Origin of the sequence: Maribacter antarcticus DSM 21422 (assembly GCF_000621125.1) — a bacterium.
Classification (GTDB): Bacteria; Bacteroidota; Bacteroidia; order Flavobacteriales; family Flavobacteriaceae; genus Maribacter; species Maribacter antarcticus.
Genome location: NZ_JHZC01000005.1, coordinates 354,496 through 378,785, shown reverse-complemented (window position 1 = coordinate 378,785; position 24,290 = coordinate 354,496). Strand labels below are relative to the sequence as shown.

21 protein-coding genes and 1 pseudogene are annotated in these 24,290 nt (G+C 37.7%); 7 read left to right on the top strand and 15 right to left on the bottom strand.

Annotated features, from left to right (window positions below; all coding sequences use genetic code 11):
• The 6 genes and pseudogenes from Q360_RS0105170 to Q360_RS25635 form a co-directional block, all read right to left on the bottom strand.
• Nucleotides 1–1,442: pseudogene (locus Q360_RS0105170) on the bottom strand (hypothetical protein); the annotation flags it as partial.
• Nucleotides 1,443–1,609: 167 nt separating this feature from the next.
• Complete coding sequence (locus Q360_RS0105165; RefSeq protein ID WP_211251572.1) at nt 1,610–1,864, bottom strand: T9SS type A sorting domain-containing protein; 255 nt, start codon at nt 1,862–1,864, stop codon at nt 1,610–1,612.
• A 548-nt stretch (nt 1,865–2,412) separates the two neighbouring features.
• Nucleotides 2,413–4,440, bottom strand: a complete 2,028-nt coding sequence (locus Q360_RS0105160; protein WP_027076144.1) for an NADPH-dependent 2,4-dienoyl-CoA reductase — start codon at nt 4,438–4,440, stop codon at nt 2,413–2,415.
• Between the two features lie 624 nt (nt 4,441–5,064).
• Nucleotides 5,065–5,205 carry a hypothetical protein gene (locus Q360_RS26285; protein WP_211251571.1) on the bottom strand — a complete coding sequence of 47 codons (141 nt, stop codon included), beginning with the start codon at nt 5,203–5,205 and terminating at the stop codon, nt 5,065–5,067.
• Between the two features lie 468 nt (nt 5,206–5,673).
• On the bottom strand, nt 5,674–6,468 hold the full coding sequence (locus Q360_RS0105150; RefSeq protein ID WP_245603192.1) for a TIGR03915 family putative DNA repair protein: 795 nt from the start codon (nt 6,466–6,468) through the stop codon (nt 5,674–5,676).
• Between the two features lie 12 nt (nt 6,469–6,480).
• Nucleotides 6,481–6,633, bottom strand: coding sequence for a hypothetical protein (locus tag Q360_RS25635; protein WP_156950009.1), 153 nt, complete (start codon nt 6,631–6,633; stop codon nt 6,481–6,483).
• A gap of 161 nt (nt 6,634–6,794) precedes the next feature.
• On the opposite strand from Q360_RS25635, the gene Q360_RS0105145 reads away from it, so the two are divergent.
• Complete coding sequence (locus Q360_RS0105145; protein ID WP_027076142.1) at nt 6,795–7,559, top strand: XRE family transcriptional regulator; 765 nt, start codon at nt 6,795–6,797, stop codon at nt 7,557–7,559.
• 5 nt (nt 7,560–7,564) lie between these two features.
• On the opposite strand, the gene Q360_RS0105140 is transcribed toward Q360_RS0105145, so the two are convergent.
• Entirely contained in the window at nt 7,565–7,993 is a 429-nt protein-coding gene (locus Q360_RS0105140) for a GNAT family N-acetyltransferase (RefSeq protein ID WP_027076141.1), read from the bottom strand.
• Nucleotides 7,994–8,096: 103 nt separating this feature from the next.
• On the opposite strand from Q360_RS0105140, the gene Q360_RS0105135 reads away from it, so the two are divergent.
• Nucleotides 8,097–9,167 (top strand): transporter substrate-binding domain-containing protein, encoded by a 1,071-nt coding sequence (locus tag Q360_RS0105135; protein ID WP_027076140.1) that lies wholly within the window; start codon nt 8,097–8,099, stop codon nt 9,165–9,167.
• 104 nt (nt 9,168–9,271) lie between these two features.
• On the opposite strand, the gene Q360_RS0105130 is transcribed toward Q360_RS0105135, so the two are convergent.
• The 3 genes from Q360_RS0105130 to Q360_RS0105120 form a co-directional block, all read right to left on the bottom strand.
• Nucleotides 9,272–9,985 (bottom strand): hypothetical protein, encoded by a 714-nt coding sequence (locus Q360_RS0105130; protein WP_027076139.1) that lies wholly within the window; start codon nt 9,983–9,985, stop codon nt 9,272–9,274.
• A 94-nt stretch (nt 9,986–10,079) separates the two neighbouring features.
• Entirely contained in the window at nt 10,080–11,768 is a 1,689-nt protein-coding gene (gene ggt / locus Q360_RS0105125; RefSeq protein WP_036195083.1) for a gamma-glutamyltransferase, read from the bottom strand.
• 31 nt (nt 11,769–11,799) lie between these two features.
• Complete coding sequence (locus Q360_RS0105120) at nt 11,800–12,384, bottom strand: acyl carrier protein phosphodiesterase (RefSeq protein WP_027076137.1); 585 nt, start codon at nt 12,382–12,384, stop codon at nt 11,800–11,802.
• A 95-nt stretch (nt 12,385–12,479) separates the two neighbouring features.
• Here Q360_RS0105120 and glmM point away from each other — a divergent pair, with 95 nt between their 5' ends.
• Entirely contained in the window at nt 12,480–13,868 is a 1,389-nt protein-coding gene (glmM, locus tag Q360_RS0105115) for a phosphoglucosamine mutase (protein ID WP_027076136.1), read from the top strand.
• Nucleotides 13,869–14,060: 192 nt separating this feature from the next.
• On the opposite strand, the gene Q360_RS0105110 is transcribed toward glmM, so the two are convergent.
• Both Q360_RS0105110 and Q360_RS0105105 read right to left on the bottom strand, forming a co-directional pair.
• Nucleotides 14,061–15,080, bottom strand: coding sequence for a sterol desaturase family protein (locus Q360_RS0105110; protein WP_027076135.1), 1,020 nt, complete (start codon nt 15,078–15,080; stop codon nt 14,061–14,063).
• A gap of 103 nt (nt 15,081–15,183) precedes the next feature.
• Nucleotides 15,184–16,080, bottom strand: a complete 897-nt coding sequence (locus Q360_RS0105105) for a lysophospholipid acyltransferase family protein (protein ID WP_027076134.1) — start codon at nt 16,078–16,080, stop codon at nt 15,184–15,186.
• 57 nt (nt 16,081–16,137) lie between these two features.
• On the opposite strand from Q360_RS0105105, the gene Q360_RS0105100 reads away from it, so the two are divergent.
• From Q360_RS0105100 to Q360_RS26500, 3 genes are all read left to right on the top strand, one after another.
• Nucleotides 16,138–16,788, top strand: coding sequence for a rhomboid family intramembrane serine protease (locus Q360_RS0105100; protein ID WP_027076133.1), 651 nt, complete (start codon nt 16,138–16,140; stop codon nt 16,786–16,788).
• 238 nt (nt 16,789–17,026) lie between these two features.
• Nucleotides 17,027–17,401, top strand: a complete 375-nt coding sequence (locus tag Q360_RS26505) for a hypothetical protein (protein WP_245603191.1) — start codon at nt 17,027–17,029, stop codon at nt 17,399–17,401.
• Between the two features lie 86 nt (nt 17,402–17,487).
• Nucleotides 17,488–18,468 (top strand): hypothetical protein, encoded by a 981-nt coding sequence (locus Q360_RS26500; RefSeq protein ID WP_245603190.1) that lies wholly within the window; start codon nt 17,488–17,490, stop codon nt 18,466–18,468.
• 167 nt (nt 18,469–18,635) lie between these two features.
• Here the strand turns inward: Q360_RS26500 and Q360_RS0105090 are convergent, their stop codons facing one another.
• Nucleotides 18,636–19,769 (bottom strand): TlpA disulfide reductase family protein, encoded by a 1,134-nt coding sequence (locus Q360_RS0105090; protein WP_027076132.1) that lies wholly within the window; start codon nt 19,767–19,769, stop codon nt 18,636–18,638.
• A 99-nt stretch (nt 19,770–19,868) separates the two neighbouring features.
• Entirely contained in the window at nt 19,869–20,360 is a 492-nt protein-coding gene (locus Q360_RS0105085) for a hypothetical protein (RefSeq protein WP_027076131.1), read from the bottom strand.
• Nucleotides 20,361–20,453: 93 nt separating this feature from the next.
• On the opposite strand from Q360_RS0105085, the gene Q360_RS0105080 reads away from it, so the two are divergent.
• On the top strand, nt 20,454–23,372 hold the full coding sequence (locus tag Q360_RS0105080; RefSeq protein ID WP_027076130.1) for an FAD-binding and (Fe-S)-binding domain-containing protein: 2,919 nt from the start codon (nt 20,454–20,456) through the stop codon (nt 23,370–23,372).
• Between the two features lie 25 nt (nt 23,373–23,397).
• Here the strand turns inward: Q360_RS0105080 and Q360_RS22335 are convergent, their stop codons facing one another.
• A complete protein-coding gene (locus tag Q360_RS22335) occupies nt 23,398–24,240 on the bottom strand; it encodes a UDP-2,3-diacylglucosamine diphosphatase (RefSeq protein WP_036195079.1) in 843 nt (280 codons plus the stop codon).
• Between the last annotated feature and the right edge of the window lie 50 nt (nt 24,241–24,290).

Genomic DNA, 24,290 nt, shown 5'->3' with positions numbered 1-24,290 from the left:
CCACCATTCGGACATTCTATACGCCAGTCCACGTCTACACTGTTATTGCTATACGCTGCCATAACATCGGTGATACCCGCATTTACAGGTCCAAAGCTGCTATTATCTGTATCAACACCATCGTCTAAACCGTCATTATCGGCATCATTATTTGTTAGGCTAACACCTGCTTCTCCGGTATCGTCTGTTTGCGCATTGTCACTGTCCGTATCTAAATAATCCGGTGTCCCGTCTGCGTCAGTATCAATAGGCGTGTTACCACCCGTAAACACATAAGCAGAGTTTAAACCGTTATTTGTAGCATAGGTTGCTGCATTGTCTGTTGCAGGTGCTGTATATCCTGAAGTAGTTTGTGCTTCTATGTTGTCAGGAATCCCGTCATTGTCTGAGTCTAAGTCTAAGCTGTTTGGTATGCCGTCGTTGTCGGTATCCAATACACCGCAAATTGTATAGTTAAAAGTTCCTATTCTTGGATCAAGGTTGTAGGTATTATTATTTTTAGTTAAAGTTATTTTAAAAATAGGATTGATTCCTGTAGATGTTCCAGTAAAATTAATATCTCCAAAATTACTGTATGCACTGACAAAGCTACCAAGGGTGCTATTATATAAAATTGTATTGCCGACCTCTATTTTTAAACGACTCGTTTCAGAAGGGTTTATATTGGTCGTCGACCCCACATCATTTACTGAAATATCAAAAGTGCTACCAATCTCCAAACCATCCATTGTCTTAGAGATTACTGCGGTATAACTTCCGTTATTAGCTGATGCAAATAGGTAGGTGCCAAAGTTATACGTTTGTACTGTAATCCCTTGAGGATTTCCTGAAGAGGTACCAACGCTAGTAAAAGTACCGCAACTATATTCTTCCACATCTAAAATACCATCATTGTCATCATCGATGTCGATAACATCTGCAATTCCGTCGTTGTCAGTATCTGTTTCATAAATGGGTTCCAAAACTGTAATAGCATCAATTTCAAAATCATCATTACTGGATGCATCTTCTAATCGGAAACGAAGGTACCTAAATGAAATAGCCGAGGTTATTGTTTCATCAATCAAACCCGTTAAAGCGGTAGTCGGAAAACTAGACACATCCGTAAATGTAATATTATCTGCAGATTCAGACAAAACTATTACTGCCGGGTCTCCACCTGCATCTTGCTTTCTCCAGCGAATGACATACTGAACACCCACGTTATAAGTCTGATTAAAATCCATAACATATTCGTCACCGTCACTCTCGAACTCAGCTTCCGAATCGTTTGGTGCACCTAATATTCGTGTATCATTGCCAACCCAAATTTCAGATTGAAGTGCACCATTGTTCGTACTTGTAGTTCCAGTACTTGCAAATCCGTTATTACATCCATCTCCTGCAATTGCGAATTTCGTAAGTAGTGCAAAACAAAAAAATAAAGTAGAAAAGTATTTCATGATTATGTGGTTAATATAATTGACATAATTTTAAAATGCCCGATTCGTCGCGCATCGATTAATGTTGTAAAAAATGCGATGAATACATTCAAATTCAGTTTTAATCTCAAAAAAGCTCTCAGCATTCCTGAAAAAGGCGCTTAAGAAATTTGGATATAATCAATTTTCTATTTCACGATAAACGGAATTACTGCTGCATTGTATTTAGTAATTACCCTCAGGTAATACGTTCCTTCAGCTAATTTTTTTCCTTGTAAAATTTCAATTTCATAATTCATCCGTTCAGCATCAACAGTCAACTGTTGTTGACTGATTAATTGACCTTCAGCTGTCATTATTTCTAAAGCTACTTCTCCTGCTGCTGGTTTACTAGAAATTAATGTCAACAGACTTCCATGCATTGGGTTGGGATATACCTTCATTTCAATTGAAGCTTCGTTGTCGCATAATTGTGATCCATCAAACTTCACCACCGCATGCCCAAAACTAGTGCAAAGGCAAACAAAGAGATATTTTAAATACTTAGTGGTAATAACGCGGGAAATTTAAGTTCTAAATCAAAACTAATCTTACAAGGGTTCTGAACCAATTATATGTTGTCAAAGGCTAGTATTTTGTTATGACTGCTTATAAATCATCATAAGAACCATTGCAGAAGTTAGATTGATTGGGGGTGACGTGAACGTGCTGCTAAATTAAAATATGTAGAATTTTAACCCCCTAAATCTTTATCCTCTCAAAGTATCTGAGTAATTTTTATTAATTATCAACTTTTTGAATTAGATAATTATTTTCCTATTGAAGTGGAGAATAGTAATTTTATTCTAAAGATGTAATCTGAATTGAGCCATTATAAAGCAACAGATAATGGATACATTAATCCCCTTTTAGAACAACCGGTATCGCATGGAAGGTAATCTCTTTAGAATCGGAATCAATAGGATTATGACTTCCTTTTAATAAAGCATCCTTAAATTTCAGCAGCTATTCTACTGGCTTGATTTATAGCACGTTTTGCATCCAATTCTGCGGCAATATCTGCACCACCAACTACGTGTACTTTTATACCTTTTTCTTCTAATGGCGCTACTAGTGCTGCAAATGGGACTTGGCCCGCACAAATAATGACGTTATCTACTGCGAGTACTTTTGCCTCTTCATTTTGAGTATAATGCAAACCTTCATCATCGATTTTAGTATATTGTACTTCGTTAATAAATTGTACTTTTTTCTTTTTCAATGTAGAACGATGAATCCAACCTGTAGTTTTTCCTAGGTTACCACCAAACTTACCCTTGCTACGCTTGAACATAAAAATTTCTCTTGGTGATGGATGAACTTCTGCGGTTATACCTTCTATGCCACTTCTAGCTTCCATTGTTTTATCAATTCCCCATTCTTTTAACCACGTATCAATATTCAATGATGTGCTTTCGCCTTCGTGAGTTAAATATTCTGACACATCAAAACCAATTCCGCCAGCACCAATAACCGCCACACGTTTACCTACTGGTTTTTTTAACTTTAAAACATCAATATAGCTGAGTACTTTAGAATTTTCAACACCTTCAATTTTCAGGACTCTTGGTTTGATTCCAGTGGCTATGATGACCTCGTCAAAATTGCCGTTTTCTAACTCTTCGGCAGTTACTCGGGTATTTAAGTTTACGGTTACCCTATGCAGTTCTATTTGCTTCTTAAAATAACGAATGGTTTCGTAGAATTCCTCTTTGCCTGGTATTTGCTTTGCCATATTAAACTGTCCGCCTATTTCTGTATCGGCATCAAAAAGTGTAACATCGTGTCCTCGTTGTGCCGCAATGGTTGACGCAGCTAAACCTGCGGGACCTGCTCCTACAACGGCAATATTTTTCTTTTTTTTCGTAGGAAGATAATTGAGTTCCGTTTCATGGCATGCTCTTGGATTTACCAAGCAACTGGCTACTTTTTGTTTAAAAACATGGTCTAAACACGCTTGGTTACAACCAATGCAGGTATTTATTTCGTCCGCTTTATTTGCTGCTGCTTTATTTACCCATGCTGCATCAGCCAAAAAAGGTCGGGCCATTGAGACCATATCCGCGTGACCGTCTGCCAATACCCTTTCAGCAGTTTCTGGCATATTTATCCTATTAGACGTCACTAAGGGAATCGAAAGTTCTTCTTTCATTTTTTTAGTAACCCATGTAAATGCAGCTCTTGGAACCGATGTTGCAATGGTGGGTATGCGTGCCTCGTGCCAACCAATTCCGGTATTTATAATAGTGGCACCTGCTTTCTCAATTGCTTTTCCTAGAGCTACTACCTCCTCCCAGGTACTTCCTTTTTCTACTAAATCCAACATGGATAAACGATAGATGATAATAAACTCCCTACCCACTGCTTCACGCGTTTGCTTTACGAGTTGAATAGGTAAACGCATTCTGTTTTTATAGCTTCCACCGTAATCATCAGTGCGCTTATTGGTTCTTTCGGTGATAAATTGATTAATTAAATAGCCTTCTGAACCCATAATTTCTACCCCATCATAACCTGATCGTTTTGCTAGTTTTGCAGAATTTATAAAATCACGAACCGTACGCTGAATACCAGATTGTTTTAGTTTAAAAGGTTTAAAAGGCGAAATTGGGGATTTTATAGCCGATGGCGCAACCGCGAAAGGATGATATCCATAACGGCCCGCGTGTAGAATTTGCATACATATTTTACCACCTGCTATATGGACCGCATCTGTAATTACTTTATGATGTTCTGCGTGCTTTTTTGTGCTCATTCGTGCCGAAAAAGGTCCTGTCCAACCTTGAACGTTAGGTGAAATCCCACCAGAAATAATTAAACCAACGCCGCCTTTAGCACGTTCTACGTAGTAGGCGGCTATTTTTTTCAAGCCATTTTTTTCCTCCTCTAACCCTGTATGCATGGAACCCATTAGAATTCGATTTTTAAGGGTGGTAAATCCTAAGTCTAAGGGTTCAAAAATATGGGGATACTTGGTCATTTTTTTTAAGTTTTAAAAGAGGGCGTTTACTATGCGTGCATAACAATGGGTAAGGTACGTTTTTTTTAGGATGAAAAAAGGCAATAAAGTGGGTAGCATTATAGCTTCCTAATGTCCTTAACTGAACGTCTTACAAACTTTTTTTGATTATTAGAGCGTTTGCGTACTCGTTAAATTCACACATACCTCCAGTGTGACTTACGTATAATGATAGATACCTTATCGATAAAAAAATAGCCCCGTAGTATTATACAATCCATAATTATTGCAGCTAGGCTTTCTTACAATGTTCTGTTTTACAGTACGTGCGATTATTATGTTTATAGGTGGAAAGCTGAATTATAAATAGGGTATTAGACCTTATAGTCAGCCCCCTATTTATAATTCGTTGTATCAAATGAAAACAGACGACTCTTCTCCCAACTCCGTAGTCTTCCTCTCATAGCATTTTTTATTCTCTTCAAGGGCAACATTTAGTTCTTGTATAATATCGTCTACACGACCTGCTATGTTTTTAATTTGGTCATTGATACTGCCAAAGGAATTCTATGCTGCAGGGACTTCTAATGCTTTAACGACTTCTAAAGCGTCACCGTGTAGCAATTGTAGTTTTACAATGGCTTTTCATGTATTGGCTAAGGTGCCGTTATATTTGGTTTTTGCTTTTTTAATAGCACCGTTTAGGGTTTTTCCAATGGCTTCGTTGCTTAGACTATTGGTTTGGGTCCTTAAAACACTAAAGAGGTTGGAGGTATGCTGTTTCAAATTTTCATATTTCTTGTTTAATTTTTTATGCGCTTGTTTACTTTTCGCTAATCACCACAAACCTTTGCGAATTCTTCATCTTCATTTTTTGGGACCTCCAAGGTAGTTTTAAGCGCTTTTAAAGTTTTGAGTTCTTTAGTTACGTTCTTGTTTGCCGTTTCTTTTTTCTTTTCAAATACCGATACGGCAGCTTCAAATTTATCTTTTAAACGAATAAGGTTTTCAGGACTTTTATCATTCCAGTAGGAAAGGAATAATAGGGAAACGAGAGTACGTGTTACAACTCTTTTTTACATGGTTATCGTGTTTTTTAAATTTACAAAAACAACCATTTACTTATAACCGATTTCTGTTATTTAATCCGTTTAGTATGTACAACTTTTACCAATCGCAGCGTACCGTTCTATTTCTACCAAGGTCTAGATGTACAAAGGCTAATGTGTCGTCGCTTATTAAAACTTATCCTGATTAACTCGCCTGTTTTTCCGAAATATAGTTGCTATTTCGTTTAGGAGCATATGAGTGATACAGTTTTAAACTGATATGAGATTTAATATTCAGGTTTTCGAAAGAACTGTTTCCCATTTCTACATTGAAAATGGTCTCGTTTGATATGATTTGATTTAAAAACGAATCGGTTAAATCTAGCCCAATGACTTCAACTCCACTTAAATTGTAGTACAGTCCATAATTCCGCTTTGTGTCATAAATTATCCATGGTTTATTGGCATACTGGGAACGGAAGTGTTTGGAGAGTAAAGGCAGTACATTAAAATCGGGTGCTATCTGGGCAAAATAAATAGCATCTCTGGTAAGTTGAAAGTCCAATTTAGCTTCCACATGCCTCTTTTTCTTTGCTACTTTATGTGCAAGTTGATTGATTCGGAGAAAACAATCACTGGAAAAACCCGCAGTGCTCTTTTCATTATGATTCATTAATTTTCGAATATAGCTGTAGAGGAGGGGTTCTATTCCTCGCTGCTCGCTTAAAAATGCAAAATAAATATTCTTGCTTGCCGTATAATTTCGATTTCTGATACCATTCCAAACACGTTTTGCTTTATCGATGTTCGTAAATATAGTTTCGGTTTCGGTAAATAATCCGTTTTGTATGCGACCTGTAGGCTGTATATCCACATGAATCAATTTATATTCAAAAGCAATAAAAACGGCTGTCAAAAACCCGTTAAAACTTCCGTCATAACTGAAGATTTTCGATTTATATTCCATATTCTTCGGCACTGGTTCTTCTATCGTTTCCATAGTTTTATATATTTAGAAATAAAATAATAGGACTCTTCTCTTTAGGCTTATAGCATTCTTTTTAATCCTACTTTTCCACACCACATAATCATACCCCGTGCTTAAAACTACATTTCTACCTTTTTCTAAGAAATCGTAATGTTCCGGTTTGTTAATTGGGTCCATAGGTTTGCTTTTAATTAGATTTTATATCAATTCGTAATAAGTACTTGGTTTTTAAACTAAAAAACATCTTTGTATATAATCCAAATTTATGGAAATAATCCTAAATATGGAAATATTCCAATTAATATTTTGGAAATAATCCATAATGTGTATCTTTGAGTATGGAAAACGAGTTGACTTTAAAAAGATTTACCGATATCAGAAGGGATTTAGGTCATACCCAGGCCGAATTTGCTAAACTTTTGGGTGTCTCCAATACCACGGCAGATATAGAAAGGGGGCGAACTAAACTTTCGGGTAAGGTAGTATCGGAACTTTTAAAGCAGTTTAAAATTAATCCACTTTGGCTATTTGGGGAAAGCGACCAGCAATATTTGGAAACTTCTAACACTACTGTTATTCCAAAAGTGGTAACCGTAGATACAGCGCAGAATGATAATATGGTTCTTGTAAACGCAAAAGCAGCGGCAGGATATCCACAAAATATAGCCGATACCAGTTGGTACCAACAATTACCTGCTTTTGATTTGCCTATACCCGAATTTAGGAACGCAACCTACAGAGGGTTTCAGGTAGAGGGTGACAGTATGTTGCCTAATTTGCATCCAGGAGAATGGGTTTTGGCAAGAGCAATTGAACACATAGACCATGTGAGTGCCAATAAGATGTATGTTGTGGTCCTGCAAGATTCTATTATGGTAAAGAAAATTGAGAAACGCCCCAATTCCAATAATATTACCTTGGTTTCCTTGAACGAAACCTATCCTCCTTATGACATCAAACCCTTTCAGATTCAGGAAATATGGGAGGTGAGTAGTAAGATAACCTTTAATGTAGATGCTACAACAGATACAGGGTTGTTAAGACAGCTTCAGGAATCTATGGATGAGCTAAAAAACCAGTTACAACATGTAAAAAAGGTATAGTAGTTCTAGTTTAATTTCTTAACGTATAAACCACTGGTTTTTATGTTAAAACCTAGACTCTTATACAATGCTATGGCCGCTGTTCTGTGATGGCCACTGAATAACAGTACGTCGTTAAGTTTCCTGACTTTTGCCTGTTGTAAAAGTAATGCCATTAGTTTTCTTCCAATACCTTTACTTCGGTGCTGTTTAGAAACCACTACATCTTCAATCATTCCTTTGTGACCTGATACTACTTTGTAATTCGCCATCATAGCGATACCGATTAATACATTTTTTTCAAAACAAGCTACAATATCTATTTGTTCGGGTACCTCTAAAATTGAACTAAGCTCTACTTGTTTTAATTGGGAATTCAATTGGAGATAAAGTTCCGATAGTTGTGCCTGTAGCCCTTCTGTTATATCTTCCTGCCCTAGTATTTTTATTTCCATTGCTTTACTTTATGGCTCAAAAGTATCTTTTTTCTGGCTTCCATACTTACCTTTCTTATTGGTAATACCGTATATTTAATTTTACTAAATAAATTCATACTACATGCGGAAGGCTTTCTCTCTAATTATATGTTTGGTAAGTTTTGTAGCCCAAAGTCAAGTCAGCAGAGATACTTTACTGGTTGCCTATACACCAGCAGCTCCATTTATAGTAGAGGACGGACCAAAATTACAGGGATTAAACGTGTGGTTGTGGCGGCAAATAGCAGAAGATTTAGAACTAGCATATAAACTAGTACCAATGGATTTTTCTAACATGTTAGATTCCTTACGTACGGGAGGAATAGATTTGAGCATTAATCCATTATCGATTACCAGTGACCGCAGCAGGGAAATGGAGTTCACACATTCTTTTTTTGCATCTAATGCTACAGCTGTGGTTGCAGAGGTTTCTTCTCTAAAGAAGTTCATATACTTTTTAAAAGGATTTTTTAATTTAAACTTTTTGAGGGGGCTATTTGTATTGGTCTTTATCATTTTTATTTTTGGGCTATTAGGTTGGCTGTTAGAGCGTAGGGCTAACCCTGAGACTTTTCGTTATGGTCCTAAAGGTATATGGGACGGGGTTTGGTGGTCTGCTGTAACCCTAACTACCGTGGGGTATGGGGATAAAGCACCTAAAACAAAACTTGGTAAAATTTCAGCACTTATGTTGATGTTCGGGGGCTTACTTTTTATATCAGGCCTAACGGCAAGTATTGCATCAAGTTTAACGGTAAATCAACTTACCAACAATCCAGAGGGTTTTAATGAGTTTAAGGAGCGACGTGTAGGAACCGTGTCAAATTCCGGAACACAAACGTTCCTATCGGAACACTTTTTTAAAAACATAAAAACATATGATAGTGCCACCGACGGGCTTCAAGGGTTAAAAAAACGGGAAATAGAAGCGTTTCTTTATGATGCACCCATTTTAAAATACCAAATTCAAAAAGATTCTAGTCTTAATAGTTTAGAATTACTTCCGTTAAAATTCGATGTTCAATTTTATGCCTTTGCGTTACCAAAAACACATACCGCTTTGGAACAGTTGATATCGCAACGTATTTTGGATATTAAAGAAACTAAAGAATGGGAAATAGTGCTAAACGAGTTTGGCTTATCGGAGTTTTAAAATTATGAGGATTAAGTCTGTCTTATAGGGTTCTACTCAATTTAAAATAGTGTTTCGCTTACTATTTTTATTTCATTAGAGAAGACATGGGTTAATGGAGTTTGTCATCTCTTCCTATTATATCCTTGGATATCTCCCATCAGCAACTTCACAGGTCCCATTTCATGTGATTTAGGCAAAAACACCCCACTTTCCATCTCGTCCCAATCGTCCCAAGTGGCCTCTATACCACCAATAGGTATGATGTTTACCCACATTTTAAAACTTTTTGGGAAACCGTTGGGCTGCAACATCCAAAGATAAGAATCGCCAGGTGTACTGCCACCTGTAGTATAGGTGACTAAAAGTCCGTCCGTGCCATCAGGTAGAGGAACGATACTTCGGGTTACTCCAGAATCGAAGACCTTATACGGCGCAACCAGCCAAAACGAATCGTTATTGAAATAGCCTACTGCTTTTTCTATAAAGGCTTCACTTTCTATGTCCATGAGCCGTTCTCCATTTTTAAACACCAAGCTAGACTCTGGAGCAATCAAATCTAAATTGACAAGAAAATCGTCCCACGAAACAGCTACGTTTCGCTTCTCCTTATCCCATTTATATTGGTGTGCGCCACCTTGAAAGGACCATTCCAAAAATCGAGTTTGCTTGAATTTATCGTAATTAAGGGTGGAAAGCATCTTCTGCGCCAAGGCGTCAGCATCGGCACCTGGCCTACCTTCTGGAAGCTTTTCGTTGTAAACTGCATAAATAGTAATAAACGCAACAAGCACAACAACAAAGAGTATCCCCAGTATTTTTAGTAATTTTCGTACCATATTTATTTTATTTTTTGAAATTTAAATATATCAGTTGGGTATATCTTAGATAGACGTCGATTTGTCAACCGAATTTGATACTTGACACTTGAATTTAGTACCCTACTGCTGCATCATCCCCACGCTTATCTGCGCCACCTTCCAAGGTTCCATCAGCAAGCACTCTAATCGCATCCACTTTACCAATAATAGGTGTGCGATCCTCGTTTATAATATATCCTTTTGCCTTCATTTGTTCTTTTAGTTCATCCGAAAAGCCTTCTGGCTCAAAAATGACCATATCGGGCAACCATTGGTGGTGAAAACGGGGCGCATTTACCGCTTCTTGCATACTCATATTAAACTCGTATGTATTTAAAATGGTCTGTGCCACTGCGGTAATTATCGTTGACCCACCTGGTGTACCAACTACAAGCCAAAGTTTTCCGTCTCGTTCTACTATGGTCGGTGTCATACTGCTCAGCATCCGTTTTTCCGGAGCAATACTGTTGGCTTCGGCGCCGATAAGACCGAACATGTTTGGTACTCCTATTTTGGAACTAAAATCATCCATTTCGTTATTTAGGAAAAAACCCAACTCATCGGAATACAACTTAGAACCATAGGCCCCGTTTAGAGTGGTCGTTACGGAAACCGCATTGCCTTCTGCATCAACAATGGAGTAGTGGGTGGTTTCCATACTCTCTATAATTTCGACTGACCCATGGGAAACGGCTTCCGATTTGGTAGCTTTATCAAAAGAGAAGTCGGCCATACGATCGTTTAAATATCCTTTACTCAAGATGACATCTAAGGGAATATCAACAAAATCCGGATCGCCTAAGTAGAAATTACGATCCGCATAAGCCCGTCTTGATGCCTCGGTAAAAAGTTGAACTGTTTTTTCTGAATTATGTCCAAATTTCGAAATTTCATAGGGTTCCATCATTTTAAAGATTTGGTTCATAGTAACGCCCCCGCTGCTGGGAGGACTCATAGAGATAATACGGATATCCTTATAATCGAATATTACGGGCTGCCGCCAAATAGCTTCGTACTTTTCTAGGTCTTCCTCGGTAACATAACCTCCATTTTCTTGAATAAATACAGCTAGTTTTTGAGCAGTTTCTCCTTTATAAAAACCGTCCCTACCGTTTTCAGCAATTCTTCTCATGGTGTTGGCCAAGTTAGGATAACTGATTACATCACCTTCTTTAAATACAGTTGCAAATTTGGTACTGTCACTATTTACCTCAATAAATTTATCACGCTGGCTAGCTAGTCTTTTTTCTTGGTTGGCGGTTACGACTACCCCTTTTTCGGCTAGGGCAATCACCGGGGCCATAATTTCTTCCAAGGGCAGTGAACCGAATTTTTTATGTACGGCTATAATCCCAGCAACAGTACCCGGAACACCTATGGCTGTTGCACCAACTGTACTTTTACCAGGAATGACGTTACCAATGGAATCCAAATACATATCCCTGTGAGCAGCTAATGGCGCTTTTTCCCTGTAATCTAGCCCACCTACATCCCCATCGGCCTTGCGGTATACCATAAATCCGCCACCCCCCAAATTTCCTGCAAAGGGATACGTAACCACTAAGGCCATCTCAGTAGCTACCATGGCATCAAAAGCATTGCCACCTTTTTTCATAATTTCTACGCCTATTTTAGACGCTTCCTCACGTGCGGATACCACCATGGCTTTTTCAGTGACCAGACCTGTAGGTGGTGTTGGCGCTTGCCTACAATGGATAAATAAAAAAGGAAAAACTAAGGCAATTATAATTCTTTTGATCATAATGTAAGGGTAGTTTGTTTGTTCATTTAGGTTAAAGCGACTTAAATTTTTGTTCGGAAAAGATAATCAATTCTTCAAAAAACAAGGTAAACTCTTTTTCAAAATCATCATAATGTTGCTCTAGGTCCACTATAGCCAAGTTCATTTTTGATTTGTTTTTTGTCCTGCGGTTCATACCGTTAAGTACATTGGCAATCCCTTCCATTTTTGAATAGTTGAATATCCAGTTATCCGCAATCATATGGGGCATCATGCGCTTAACACCATCGGGTAAAATGGCATAATTATCTTCCAAAAGGTCATAAAAATCATCCACAAACACCGCTAAAGGAATATCAGAATACCGCTCCCAGTTCTTAGCTAAAAAATGATCGTAATAAATATCTACAATTACCCTGCTGTAATGACTGTAGTTGGCGTGGAGCCTTTTACTACTTTTCTTAGGTATCTTATGGGCATCGGTATAGGTATCTATTTGCCGGTGTAATTCTATCCCTTTTATGACTCTTGGCGGTAGGTGTTTGTACTTATTTCCGCGAATACTGTCTGCGATGAAGTTCCCTAGGGTTATATCGGCATCGCCAAAAGAGAGGTAAATATGAGCAAGAAAGTTCATTGACCGATAAAAATTTGTTCCTAACGAAATTACGAATTGCTACACTCCCAATTGCCGATAGACGGTGTATATTTGCAAAAACTTATACTGAATTTATGACACTGATTAAATCAATTTCTGGAATACGAGGCACTATAGGGGGGAAGCCTGGTGATAACTTGACACCAATTGATGCGGTAAAATTTGCTGCTGCATACGGTATTTGGCTTAAAGCGTATTCTAAGAAAGACAAATTAAAAGTTATCATTGGACGGGATGCACGTATTTCTGGAGAAATGATACAGAATTTGGTGGTATTTACTTTAGTAGGTTTGGGTATTGATGTCATAGATTTAGATTTGTCTACCACGCCCACCGTAGAAATTGCGGTTCCTTTAGAAAAAGCGGATGGTGGTATCATATTAACGGCTAGTCATAATCCAAAACAGTGGAACGCACTTAAATTATTAAACGAGAAAGGGGAATTTTTAGACGCAGCTCAAGGTGCCAAGATTTTAGAAATTGCCGAGCAGGAAGATTTTGATTTTTCTGAAGTGGATGATTTGGGTGAAATTATAAAAAACGATAGTTATATTGATATTCATATTGATGAAGTGCTTAACCTTTCCTTGGTCGATGCCGATGTTATACGAGCAGCAAAATTTAAGGTTGTGGTGGACGGTGTTAACTCTACAGGAGGGATAGCCATACCAAAATTATTAAGGGAACTTGGGGTTGAAGTTGTTGAATTATATTGTGATCCAACCGGACACTTTCCACACAATCCAGAACCTTTAAAGGAACACCTGGGAGATATCTGTGATTTGGTGCTAAAAGAAGAAGCCGACTTTGGAGTTGTTGTAGACCCAGATGTAGACCGCTTGGCTTTTATCAGCAATGACGGTGAAATGTTTGGGGAAGAATATACCTTGGTTGCTTGTGCCGATTATGTCTTGGGTAAAACTAAAGGAAATACGGTATCTAATCTATCCTCGTCAAGAGCGTTACGCGATATTACCGAAAAACATGGCGGTACATATGAAGCTTCAGCCGTAGGCGAAGTAAACGTAGTAACCAAAATGAAGGCAAACAATGCAATCATTGGCGGAGAAGGAAATGGTGGTATCATTTATCCAGATAGTCATTACGGAAGGGATTCCTTAGTAGGAACCGCCTTGTTTTTAATGCTGATGGCAGAAAAAGGAGGTACGGTCGCCGAACTCAGAGCTAGTTACCCCAGTTATTTTATGAGTAAAAAGAAAATTCAACTGACACCGGAACTAGATGTAGATGCCATTTTAAAAACGATAGAAAAGCAGTATAAAAACGAGGATATTAGCACCGTTGATGGTGTAAAGATTGACTTTCCAGAGAACTGGGTACATCTTCGTAAATCCAACACAGAACCGATTATACGTATTTATACCGAAGCAAAGAGTCAGAGGGAAGCAGACGCTTTAGCTGACCGTATGATTTCGGAACTAAAGGAGATAGCAGAAGGCTAAGCAATCCTACAACTAAATAGAAACCCCATCGCTTTCAAAGCGATGGGGTTTATGTTTTTATATCTTTTTAGTAAGATTTATGCTAATGAAAAGCTTCTAAAAAATCAGGAAGCAACCCATAATTTAACACGATAGGGTAGCATTTAAATACCTACTGGTTTGCCAGGATTATGTGAAGCAAGATTACGGAGTTTACGCCACATTGGTCTTGAGGCCTTTGCCTTTGGATTTCTCATCCATGAAATAATTTGACCTTACGATTTTAGCCGTCTCGTGCGTTCCAAGATGATGCCAACCCGGTGGCATAAAAATATACTTTATCTTATTTATAAATCCTGGTGCTTTTGCCACGTCTTTAGCCAAGGCAACAATCTCACCAAAATAAACATCTAAAAAATTACCAGAATCCATCTCTCGGGTAATACCATATTCAATCTTGATTTCTTTTTGCTCTTCTTGATACGTACTAAATACCCGATCCCAAATATTAAGGAGATTACAAAAGTTCGTATCCATATAAAGGGGATTCTTAGCGTGATGAACTCTATGATGTGATGGTGTTAATATAAACTTACCTATAAAGCCAAATCGCGCATCTTTTATTACGTTTTCACCTACATGGATAAATGCACCCCAAGTGCCATCAACAAACATGATTAAAAATAATAGTTCTGGTTGAACCCCTAGTAAAATGCAAACAGTGGTTCTGATGGTATCCGCATAAGGACTCTCCAAAAAGAAATGGGCATAAGTAACGGAAAGGTTCATATCCTCGGGAGCATGGTGCGTCGAATGCAAACACCAAAACAAGCGTACTTTATGACCCCAGTAATGGTATAAAAAATGGCCAAACTCCCAAACAATATAACCATAGATAAACCAATACCAATTCAAACTGGTTTGAAATGGTGCAATTGGCTGTAACAAACCAATAATCCACGTAACCATAGCTATTGAAATGAAACGACCAACGAAACGATTAAAAATATAAATAAGAAAATTAACCTTGTAGACCTTGGTTTGGGGTTTTTTGTAAAGAAGGCCCAACGTAAGTTCGAGTAAAACCAGAAAGGGGATGAGAGGATAGATTAGCGCTACAATACCATCGTAGGTTCTAAATGTGCTAAAATCTCCTGTTTGGAAAATCTCCCAGGCCTTAGCGATACCCAAAAAACCAATAATTTCATTGTAAAGCGTTTCTAATATTTCCATAGATCAGTAGTTAAGATAATCACGTATTTAATAAAGCAACTCTAAATGTAAAGAAATTGTAGTTAAAACGGTTACGCTAAGTAACAGAAATATCGCTTAGACACTAGGTAGTTTTGGCAAAGGGAGCGGGTTGCTTGCCTCTGTGCTTCCATCGTTTATGAGTCCAAAAATAATATTCGGGTTTTTCTTTAATCTGTCGCTCGGTAAGTCGTAAAAACGCCTCCGTAATTTCATTTTCTTCAGTTTCTCTCCCTCGTTCTGCAATGGTTATAAATTCAGCCTGGTAATACCCTCGTTTCACTTTGCTGACCTTAAGGAAGACAACGGCCAAATCCAATTTTCTGGCCATCGTTTCTGCTCCATTAAACACAGGAACCTTTATACCCATAAACTCAGACCAATATTGAGCTCGATGGCGTTGTGGTGACTGATCACTTACCAAACCAAAAATTCCAGTCACACCATCTCTTTTATCTCGGACAACCGTTTTTACGGTCTCTCGTTGGTTTATAAGCGTTGTGTTCCATCTTGCACGCACTTTACGTATAAACGTATCAAAATATTTATTGGTGATTTTCTGATAGACTGCGTATCCTTTGGAATTTACGTAATTATTAATACTCACATTCCATTCCCAATTAGCATAATGAGAGCAAACGATAAGAATGCTACGCTCTTTTTCTAGTGCCTTTAGAACGTCAATATTTAAAACATTATATTTTTTACGAACCTGTTCCTTGCTTAGGGACATTGTTTTGATAGTTTCGAGAAACATATCACACATATGTTTAAAAAAATCTTTTTCTAGCCTATCAATTTCATTGGTCTTTTTTTTAGGAAAGATAAGCTCTAAATTATTTCTTACAACCGTTCTACGATAACCAAAAATATGATAAACAAAGAAAAATACTACATCTGAAAAACTGTAAAACAAGCGATGTGGCAAGATGGAAATCAACCATAAAAAGGGATATAGTAAGATAAACGCCAGTAGCTGCATATGCTGAATTATAAGCACAAATATAGCTATATTTGATGCGAATTATAAGCTTTAAACATGAACAACCTAAGTGTAGCCACTATGGCTATAATTGCTGCTAATGTCATTGTTTCCTTAAAGGGATTCAATGATACTTATTTTTTTGACCGATACAAGTTCGGTATCGGTGCCATAAAATCGGGACAGAAAGAACGCATGTTAACATCAGGTTTTCTTCATGTAGATATTTCTCATTTGTTCTTTAACATGTTTACGCTCTACTTTTTTGCCGATGTTGTCATTGGTGGGTTTGGTTCTATAAAATTCTTAATTATATATTTTGTAAGTCTTGTAGGAGGCAGTCTTCTAGCACTTTTTTTTCATAAAGACGAGCCCTATTATAGTGCAGTTGGCGCAAGTGGCGCAGTAACGGGTATTCTTTATGCCGCTATTTTATTGGAGCCAGAGATGCAATTAGGTATTATGTTCATCCCAATTCCGTTACCAGCATATATTTTAGGAATCGGATATTTGCTATATTCTATATATGGTATGAAAAGTAGACTTGGAAACATTGGACATACCGCTCATTTTGGTGGTGCCGTTGGTGGCTATTTAAGTACAATTATATTTATGCCTTCTCTTTTGGTTACGGATACCTTTATGATGGTCATATTAGCCTTGCCGATAGTTCTTCTGTTTGTGCTGGCAAGGGCAGGGAAAATATAATCGTATAGGAAAAGACTTATTTTTTAGATTAAATTTTGACGTAAAGTATGTACTTCATCGAAAAAGGCAAGACTCTTAGGTGTTGAAAGATAGTGTTTCGTTCTTACTGGACTTAATATCAAATCTTTGTTGCAACACGAAAAAGTTACCTTTACTTATAGTTTTATTCGTTTTAGTTTATACTTCTTGCAGCGATGAAACTACGTTTTTCTAAGATGTTGAAAAAAGCAATCTTATCATGGAAACCAATGAAACCCTTCTAGAAAATAGTGTTGTTTTTGATAAAGCAGGAGTTTTAGCTATTTACGATGAAGAAAATATAGCTGGTAAGTCCTATTTGACATGTAAAAATGATTTAGCTGGCGATCATCCGCTTGCCTTAGTTGCCCAAATAGATGTACCTTCTTTTAACGGAGGAAATAGCCTAACCGATCCGCATGTAGATGTTTATCGGGTGCATGCCTACGTTTGCTACAATACCGCAGAAGCTGGTTATGTTGGAGGCATAGATGTAATAAACGTTAGCAATCCTAATAACCCAAGGGTTACCGCTAGGCTCTATTATGTAAATGCGGATAGTAATGCCATAAAATATGATAATAGATATATTTAGCTGGTGGCGTTGACTCGGAAAAATCTGTAAGAGCTACTGCAAACTCATTTGTTGCCAAACTACAAACGGCTAATGGAAGAATTAATTTGGATGCAGGAATCCTTTATGGGTTTCAAGAAGGACATAATGCCGCGGATATCGCTGTAACTTCCAATGAAGTGCTGGTTACCAGCGGTCGTGAAGGCTTTGTTTCAATTTATAATAAAGCAGATCTTACACCGACTAAGGAAGCACCATTTATGGATTTACGTTCTGTTGCCGTAAGGGACAATAGAATTGCTGTCTTAGATGCGAGCCAAGGAATTAGTATTTTAGATGGGAACTTAAACTCTATAAGGGATATTCCAATTAATTCTGATTTTGGTAACAACACCAAAAGAACTATAGATTTTTCAGGAGAAAATATTGTCGTTGCCGAAGGTTCTAACGGAGCTGGGGTATACAATTCCGATACAGGTTCTTTTGCAAAATATATCCCTATTCTGCTTAACCCAGATAATGTTGATGATGTAGACGTAGTAACGAATGCCGTAGCTACAAACCAAGAAGTATTGCTTATGGCAAACGGTGGGGCTGGTCTTTGCCTTTCAGAGGAGCAGCAAAACAGTACCAGCCTTGTTGGCGTTATCCAAATAGAAGGTTCTATTAATTATGTGGCCTCAAAGGACGGTTATATCTTTGCGGCTTCCAGTAAGGAAGGATTACAAATTATTAAACTAAATAGGCCAGATGCGAGCTTAGTGAACCGTTGTGCAGATTTATCTGTATACAGTGGAAATTCTAATTTAAGCGTGAACAATAATCAAGATTTGTCCTATAGAGGAGCAAAAAGATTTAATAATTTTAATGTGTCAGGTTCTTTATTGTTATGTGGTTCTTGGACGGTTAAAAATGATGCTAACCTTAATACCGATTCTCTTTTTGAGATGAATGGTACCTTTGTGGTAGGTCGAAACAATAAACGAAAGGAGGTGAATGTAAATGCGGGCGCTACCTTAGAGTTGAAGGTACTCTCACCATTTATGGAAACCTTAACCTCAATGACGGAGCCATTATTGAATTTGTAGGAGAGAATTCGATGGTAAATATTTTTGGTTCTGTGAACAAAAACGGAAGCACAACAGTAGCTGAATCTTTTAGGGATATCAAGAACACGTTCTAAAAAAACCCAATAGTGCATAAAAAAGTCCCTAGCAACAACGCGTTGCTAGGGACTTTTAAATTTAAAAAAGAGTTAGTCTAAAAGCTCTGAAACCTTAGCTTCTAGTTCTGGTCCTCTAAGATTTTTGGCTACGATTACACCATTTTCATCTAGTAAAAAAGCAGCAGGTATAGCCTTCACACTATACATTTTTGCAATTTCATCATTAAAATAAGCGATATTGGAAATGTGATTCCAACTCAATCCGTCGTCTACTATAGCCTTTTTCCAAGCGTCGGCAGTTCGGTCTAAGGAAACCCCTATAACATTGAGCCCCTTGTCATGGTATTTTTCATACACAGAAACTATATTTGGATTTTCGGCTCTACATGGTTTGCACCAAGCAGCCCAAAAATCGATAAGGGTAACTTTTCCCATAACATCATTTAGAGCAATTATTTCCCCATCTGGGTTAGGGCCTGAAAACGCTGGAGCTTTTTCGCCTACTGCGGTATTCTTGCTTGCTTCTTCAGAAATCTTTTTTTTCGCTAACAATTCAATCACCTTTTTACCCGGAGTCGTGTCCTTTATTTCTTGGGAAAGTCCATCAAACATTGCCTGTACTTCGTCGATTTCAACAGTATTCATTGAAATTATCCTATCTAGCAGTAATGCAGAAATTAACGCATTTGGATTGTTTTTGATAAAATCGAGTTCGTAGGTCTTGTATTCTTCTTGTAGCTCTTGCATTTCGTCATTAAGAGCCGCAATGGTTGCGTCTCCGCCAGCAACATTGCTTGCCTTTTGCATATCCTCTTGTATCGACCTTGCTTGTTGTGAAAGCTCCCTAGATTGTTCTAAATAATCGAAGAAAATTTCGTTCTGTATTGTTCCATCTACGGTGGCAAAGCCCAAACTATCTTTTTGTGCGCTAAAGTTAATAATTCCATTTTCTAACACAATAGCGGTATAGCCTTGTAATTCCTCAACAAAAATATAATGCAGGTCTGGTGTATTACGAGTTCCTTTAAACTGAAACGTTCCGTTAACGAGTAGGGCAGTGTCTAATTCAATAGGCTGACCATTATCTCCTGTTTTTTTTAGAAAGACTTGAGTACCTTCTTCAAGTTCTCCTCTCAATTCTCCGTTGATTGTGTAACTTTTTGGATTTTGACTACAGCTTAATGTGATAATCAGAACCGCTAATAGTAATAAACTATTTCTCATAAAATTATTAATTTAAACGCCAAAAGTAGGTATATAAATGCATAAAAAAAAGCTACCTGCCCTTGGGCAGTAGCTTTTTAAATCTATGTTATATTGCGTTTAAAATTGGTAGCGTACACCTAAACCAATATCAAAATCAAATGTATCGGAAAAACCGTCGTAACCTACCAAACCAATTTCTGGTCTAAAATCAAGAGAAATGATTAACGGAATATCAAAATCATATTCAATACCGATATTACCCGCTCCGAAAATAAACAGCCCCCCCACATCATTATTAGGAATATTCGAAAAATCTGCACTTCCAAGTCCACCACCAACGCCATAATACCAATTAAAATCACCTTCTATAGGTCTTACCCATTGGTAAAGGCCTGCTAATTTAAACGCACTAAAATTTCTACTGTCTCGCCAACCCAAATCAACTTCTACCCTATTTGTATTGGTAAGAGATTTTTGGTAAGAGATTTCAGCACCAAATCCGTTGCTATCGCCTAATCTCAAACCCAATGCATGATTCGAAATACTTTGCGCACTCAGAGAAACCCCAGCTAATAAAATAATAACCGTAAACGATTTTAACATTTTCATATGTTCCTGATTTAATTAATGAATAAAAAATGAGCCGTTCTCATTGATAGCTCACACAATAAAACTTAATTTTGTAACCAAAATTGTGCCACTTTGAATAAAAGTATACTTTTCCCATTATCTAAGGAGCTTGAAGGGACATTGCAGATAGATACATTGTCAAAAACCTTATATGCTACCGATGCATCGGTATACCGTAAAATGCCTATGGCTGTGGCCTTTCCCAAAACTGTTGCCGATATTCAAAAACTTGTTGCGTTTGCCAATACCCATAAGATAGGTTTGATTCCTAGAACTGCAGGAACCTCGTTAGCGGGGCAATGTGTGGGAGAAGGTATTGTTGTAGATGTCTCCAAACATTTCACAAAAATCCTGCATTTGGATGAAGAAAAAAGGCAAGTAACCGTTCAGCCGGGAGTAATAAGGGATGAACTAAATCAATACCTAAAACCTTTTGGACTCTTTTTCGGCCCAAACACATCTACCTCTAATAGATGCATGATGGGTGGAATGGTAGGTAATAATTCTTCTGGCACCACTTCTATACAATATGGGGTTACCCGAGATAAAGTGGTTGCAATGAACACAGTACTTTCGGACGGAAGTATTGCATACTTCGAATCACTTTCAGAGCTGTCATATTCCAATAAACTGAAAGAAGAATCAGTTGAAGCATCAATTTATAAAAAAATACATAAAGAGTTATCAGATAATACCATAGCGCAAGAAATAATTGCTGAATTTCCAAAGCCTGAAATCCATCGTAGAAATACGGGTTATGCGGTAGACGAACTATTGAAATCTGTACATTTTGGTGGTAAAGAGGACAGCATTAATCTGGCAAAATTGCTGTGTGGAAGCGAAGGGACTTTAGCTTTTACTACAGAAATCACGTTTCAATTAGACGATTTGCCACCTCCGCTTTCCGCGATGATTGTTGCCCACTACAAATCGCTAGAAGATTGCCTTTTGGATGTGGCGCCCGTAATGAAACACCCCTTGCAATTATGCGAGATGATGGATAAGGTGATTTTAGACTGTACTAAAAATAATAGAGCGCAAATGGCAAATCGCTTTTTTGTCGATGGAGATCCTGAGGCGCTTCTGATGTTGCAAATCAGTGCCCATAGCGAGAGTGAGTTGAAAGAAAGTATTTTAAAAGTCACGAAGACAATTGAAAATTCTGGACTTAGCTACGCACAGCCGGTACTTTTTGGTGCCGATATTGGCAAGGCCATAGAACTTAGAAAAGCAGGATTGGGTTTGCTGGGTAATATCGTAGGCGATAGGAAGGCCGTTGCTTGTATTGAGGACACTGCTGTAGCAGTAGAAGACTTAAAGGAATTCATAGGTGAGTTTACCCAAATAATGAAGGGTTACGACCAAAAAGCGGTCTATTATGCCCACGCAGGAGCAGGGGAGCTTCACTTAAGACCTATTTTAAATCTAAAAAAATCTCATGATGTAGCACTTTTTAAGAACATCACCACCGACGTTGCCAAGTTGACTAAGAAATACAAAGGCTCTTTTAGTGGGGAGCATGGCGACGGAATTGTGCGTGCCGAGTTTATTCCCCTTATGATTGGGGATAAAAATTATGAACTATTACGACGGATTAAATCCTATTTTGACCCAAACAATATTTTAAACCCAGGAAAAATAGTAGATGCCTACCCAATGGACGAATCTTTTAGGTATGCTATTGATAGAAAAGAACCGGATATTAAAACCTTGATGGATTTCTCCGATAGCGAAGGTATCCTTAAGGCCGCAGAGAAATGCAATGGGAGTGGAGACTGCAGAAAAACGCATAACATGCCCGGGGGTATGTGTCCTAGTTACCATGTAACCAAAAACGAAAAGGATACCACTAGGGGCAGGGCCAATGCACTGCGCGAATTCCTGACCAATCCTCAAAAGGCTACCAATGGTTTTGATAGCGAGGAACTAAAAGAGGTTTTTGATCTTTGCATTAGCTGTAAAGCCTGCGCTAGCGAGTGTCCGAGTAATGTGGACATTGCGACGCTAAAAGCAGAGTTTCTATATCAGTACCAAGAGCAAAATGGATATCCGCTACGCAGCAAACTTTTTGCTTATAATACCAAACTCAATCGTTTGGGAAGTGCCGTTTCTGCACTAACTAATGCGGTTTATACTTCTGAATTTTTAAGTGGCTTAGTTAAAAAAACGAGTGGAGTTGCTCAAGAAAGAAGCCTTCCGAAAGTTTATAGTTTTAATTTTAATAAGGAACTTCAAAATTATAAAAATCAATATATTGTATCTAAATCAAAAGTTATTTTATATATCGATGAGTTTACCCGTTACTTAGATGTGGAAGTGGGTAAAGACGCGATAGGTTTATTAGTGCATTTGGGATATGATGTAGAACTGTATTATGCGGAAAGTGGTAGAACCTACCTTTCTAAGGGCTTTTTAAGGCAGGCTAAATCACTAGCAGAAAAGAACAGTAAAGAATTGATAGTATTTGCAGAAAAAGGGGTGCCAATATTAGGCTTGGAACCTTCTGCAATCCTTTCTTTTAGAGATGAATATAAACGACTAACAACAAATAGCGATTCCGCGCAACGTATCGCGAATCACTCGTTTTTGATAGAGGAGTTTTTAGCAAAAGAGATAGAAAAGGGGCATCTGGATGCAGCTATGTTTACAGAAACCGCAAAAGTTATAAAAATTCATAATCATTGCCACCAAAAAGCCTTGAGCAATCAAAAAGTAACTTTTGATGTACTAAACCTTCCCAAAAATTATAAGGTTACTATAATTCCGTCAGGATGCTGTGGTATGGCAGGTTCCTTTGGGTACGAGAAAGAACACTACGAAATAAGTATGAAAATCGGAGGCTTAAAACTATTCCCGGCAGTGAAAAAGTCTAGTCCGGATACAATTATCGCCGCTAATGGCACTAGTTGTAGACACCAAATATTCGACGGTACAAAACGAATTGCCAAACATCCCGTAAGTATATTACGAGAAGCATTAAAAGTAGAGTAGGTTTTGATTGGTTAAGAAAAGTACGCTACACCCCCTTTATAGGTGCTAGGGGTTTTGAATTCATGGAACTAATTATCGCGTTGATGTCCAATTGCTTTAATGCTGGGTCTACAAAAAACGGACCTAATTTGTCAGTTTTGTTATGGTATAATTTCCATCTTTTAAAGGAATACTCCAAAGCTGTGCGATTTTTTACCCAATCCCCAGAATTTAAATACAGAATATTGCCTTGCGGTGTTTCTCTATGTTCTTTCTTAGGTTCGTTAATATGACCACAAACAACACAATCATATCCATTATCGGCTGCAAGGTCAGTAACGGTATGTTCAAAATCCGAAATATACTTGGACCATGCTTTATTCCCTTTAACTTTCCCTGAAAGGAAATAGTTATCCCGCTTTTTCCGTTTTAGCATCCGGTACACGAGTTTGTTTACCCTCAGTAGTAAGGCAAATCCTAAAGTTCCAAGTTTAGCTATCCATTTAGCATCTACTAATGTAAGATCAAAAATAGCTCCATGAATAAACCATGTTTTCTTTCCATTCAAATTCAATACTAGTCTCTTGCAGAAGATTATATTTTTAAAAGCTGTTCGCCTTAGCGAGGAGGGTATGTTATCATGGTTCCCGGTAAGGTAGTAAACGACCGTTCCTTCAGAGGCCATTGAAATAAATTTTTTAATGACATTTAGATGAGATGGAGGGAAATAACTTTTTTTAAAGTCCCAAGTATCTAAAATATCTCCATTCAAGATTAGCGTTTTAGGGCTTATACTACTTAAATAAGCAAGTAGATTATCCGCATAACATCCATGAGTTCCCAAATGAACATCAGAAATAACCGCTATTTCAAGTTTTCTTTTTCGCAAGGGATAGTTTTGTATGTAAAATTAAACCTTATGGTATATTCATTCCTAAA

Bases quoted from the DNA above. Each gene is read 5' to 3' on its own strand.
- Q360_RS0105165 (WP_211251572.1), bottom strand. From the start codon at position 1,864: ATGAAGGTATATCCCAACCCAATGCATGGAAGTCTGTTGACATTAATT.
- Q360_RS0105160 (WP_027076144.1), bottom strand. From the start codon at position 4,440: ATGACCAAGTATCCCCATATTTTTGAACCCTTAGACTTAGGATTTACC.
- Q360_RS0105150 (WP_245603192.1), bottom strand. From the start codon at position 6,468: ATGGAAACGATAGAAGAACCAGTGCCGAAGAATATGGAATATAAATCG.
- Q360_RS25635 (WP_156950009.1), bottom strand. From the start codon at position 6,633: ATGGACCCAATTAACAAACCGGAACATTACGATTTCTTAGAAAAAGGT.
- Q360_RS0105145 (WP_027076142.1), top strand. From the start codon at position 6,795: ATGGAAAACGAGTTGACTTTAAAAAGATTTACCGATATCAGAAGGGAT.
- Q360_RS0105140 (WP_027076141.1), bottom strand. From the start codon at position 7,993: ATGGAAATAAAAATACTAGGGCAGGAAGATATAACAGAAGGGCTACAG.
- Q360_RS0105135 (WP_027076140.1), top strand. From the start codon at position 8,097: ATGCGGAAGGCTTTCTCTCTAATTATATGTTTGGTAAGTTTTGTAGCC.
- Q360_RS0105130 (WP_027076139.1), bottom strand. From the start codon at position 9,985: ATGGTACGAAAATTACTAAAAATACTGGGGATACTCTTTGTTGTTGTG.
- ggt (WP_036195083.1), bottom strand. From the start codon at position 11,768: ATGATCAAAAGAATTATAATTGCCTTAGTTTTTCCTTTTTTATTTATC.
- Q360_RS0105120 (WP_027076137.1), bottom strand. From the start codon at position 12,384: ATGAACTTTCTTGCTCATATTTACCTCTCTTTTGGCGATGCCGATATA.
- glmM (WP_027076136.1), top strand. From the start codon at position 12,480: ATGACACTGATTAAATCAATTTCTGGAATACGAGGCACTATAGGGGGG.
- Q360_RS0105110 (WP_027076135.1), bottom strand. From the start codon at position 15,080: ATGGAAATATTAGAAACGCTTTACAATGAAATTATTGGTTTTTTGGGT.
- Q360_RS0105105 (WP_027076134.1), bottom strand. From the start codon at position 16,080: ATGCAGCTACTGGCGTTTATCTTACTATATCCCTTTTTATGGTTGATT.
- Q360_RS0105100 (WP_027076133.1), top strand. From the start codon at position 16,138: ATGAACAACCTAAGTGTAGCCACTATGGCTATAATTGCTGCTAATGTC.
- Q360_RS26505 (WP_245603191.1), top strand. From the start codon at position 17,027: ATGGAAACCAATGAAACCCTTCTAGAAAATAGTGTTGTTTTTGATAAA.
- Q360_RS0105090 (WP_027076132.1), bottom strand. From the start codon at position 19,769: ATGAGAAATAGTTTATTACTATTAGCGGTTCTGATTATCACATTAAGC.
- Q360_RS0105085 (WP_027076131.1), bottom strand. From the start codon at position 20,360: ATGAAAATGTTAAAATCGTTTACGGTTATTATTTTATTAGCTGGGGTT.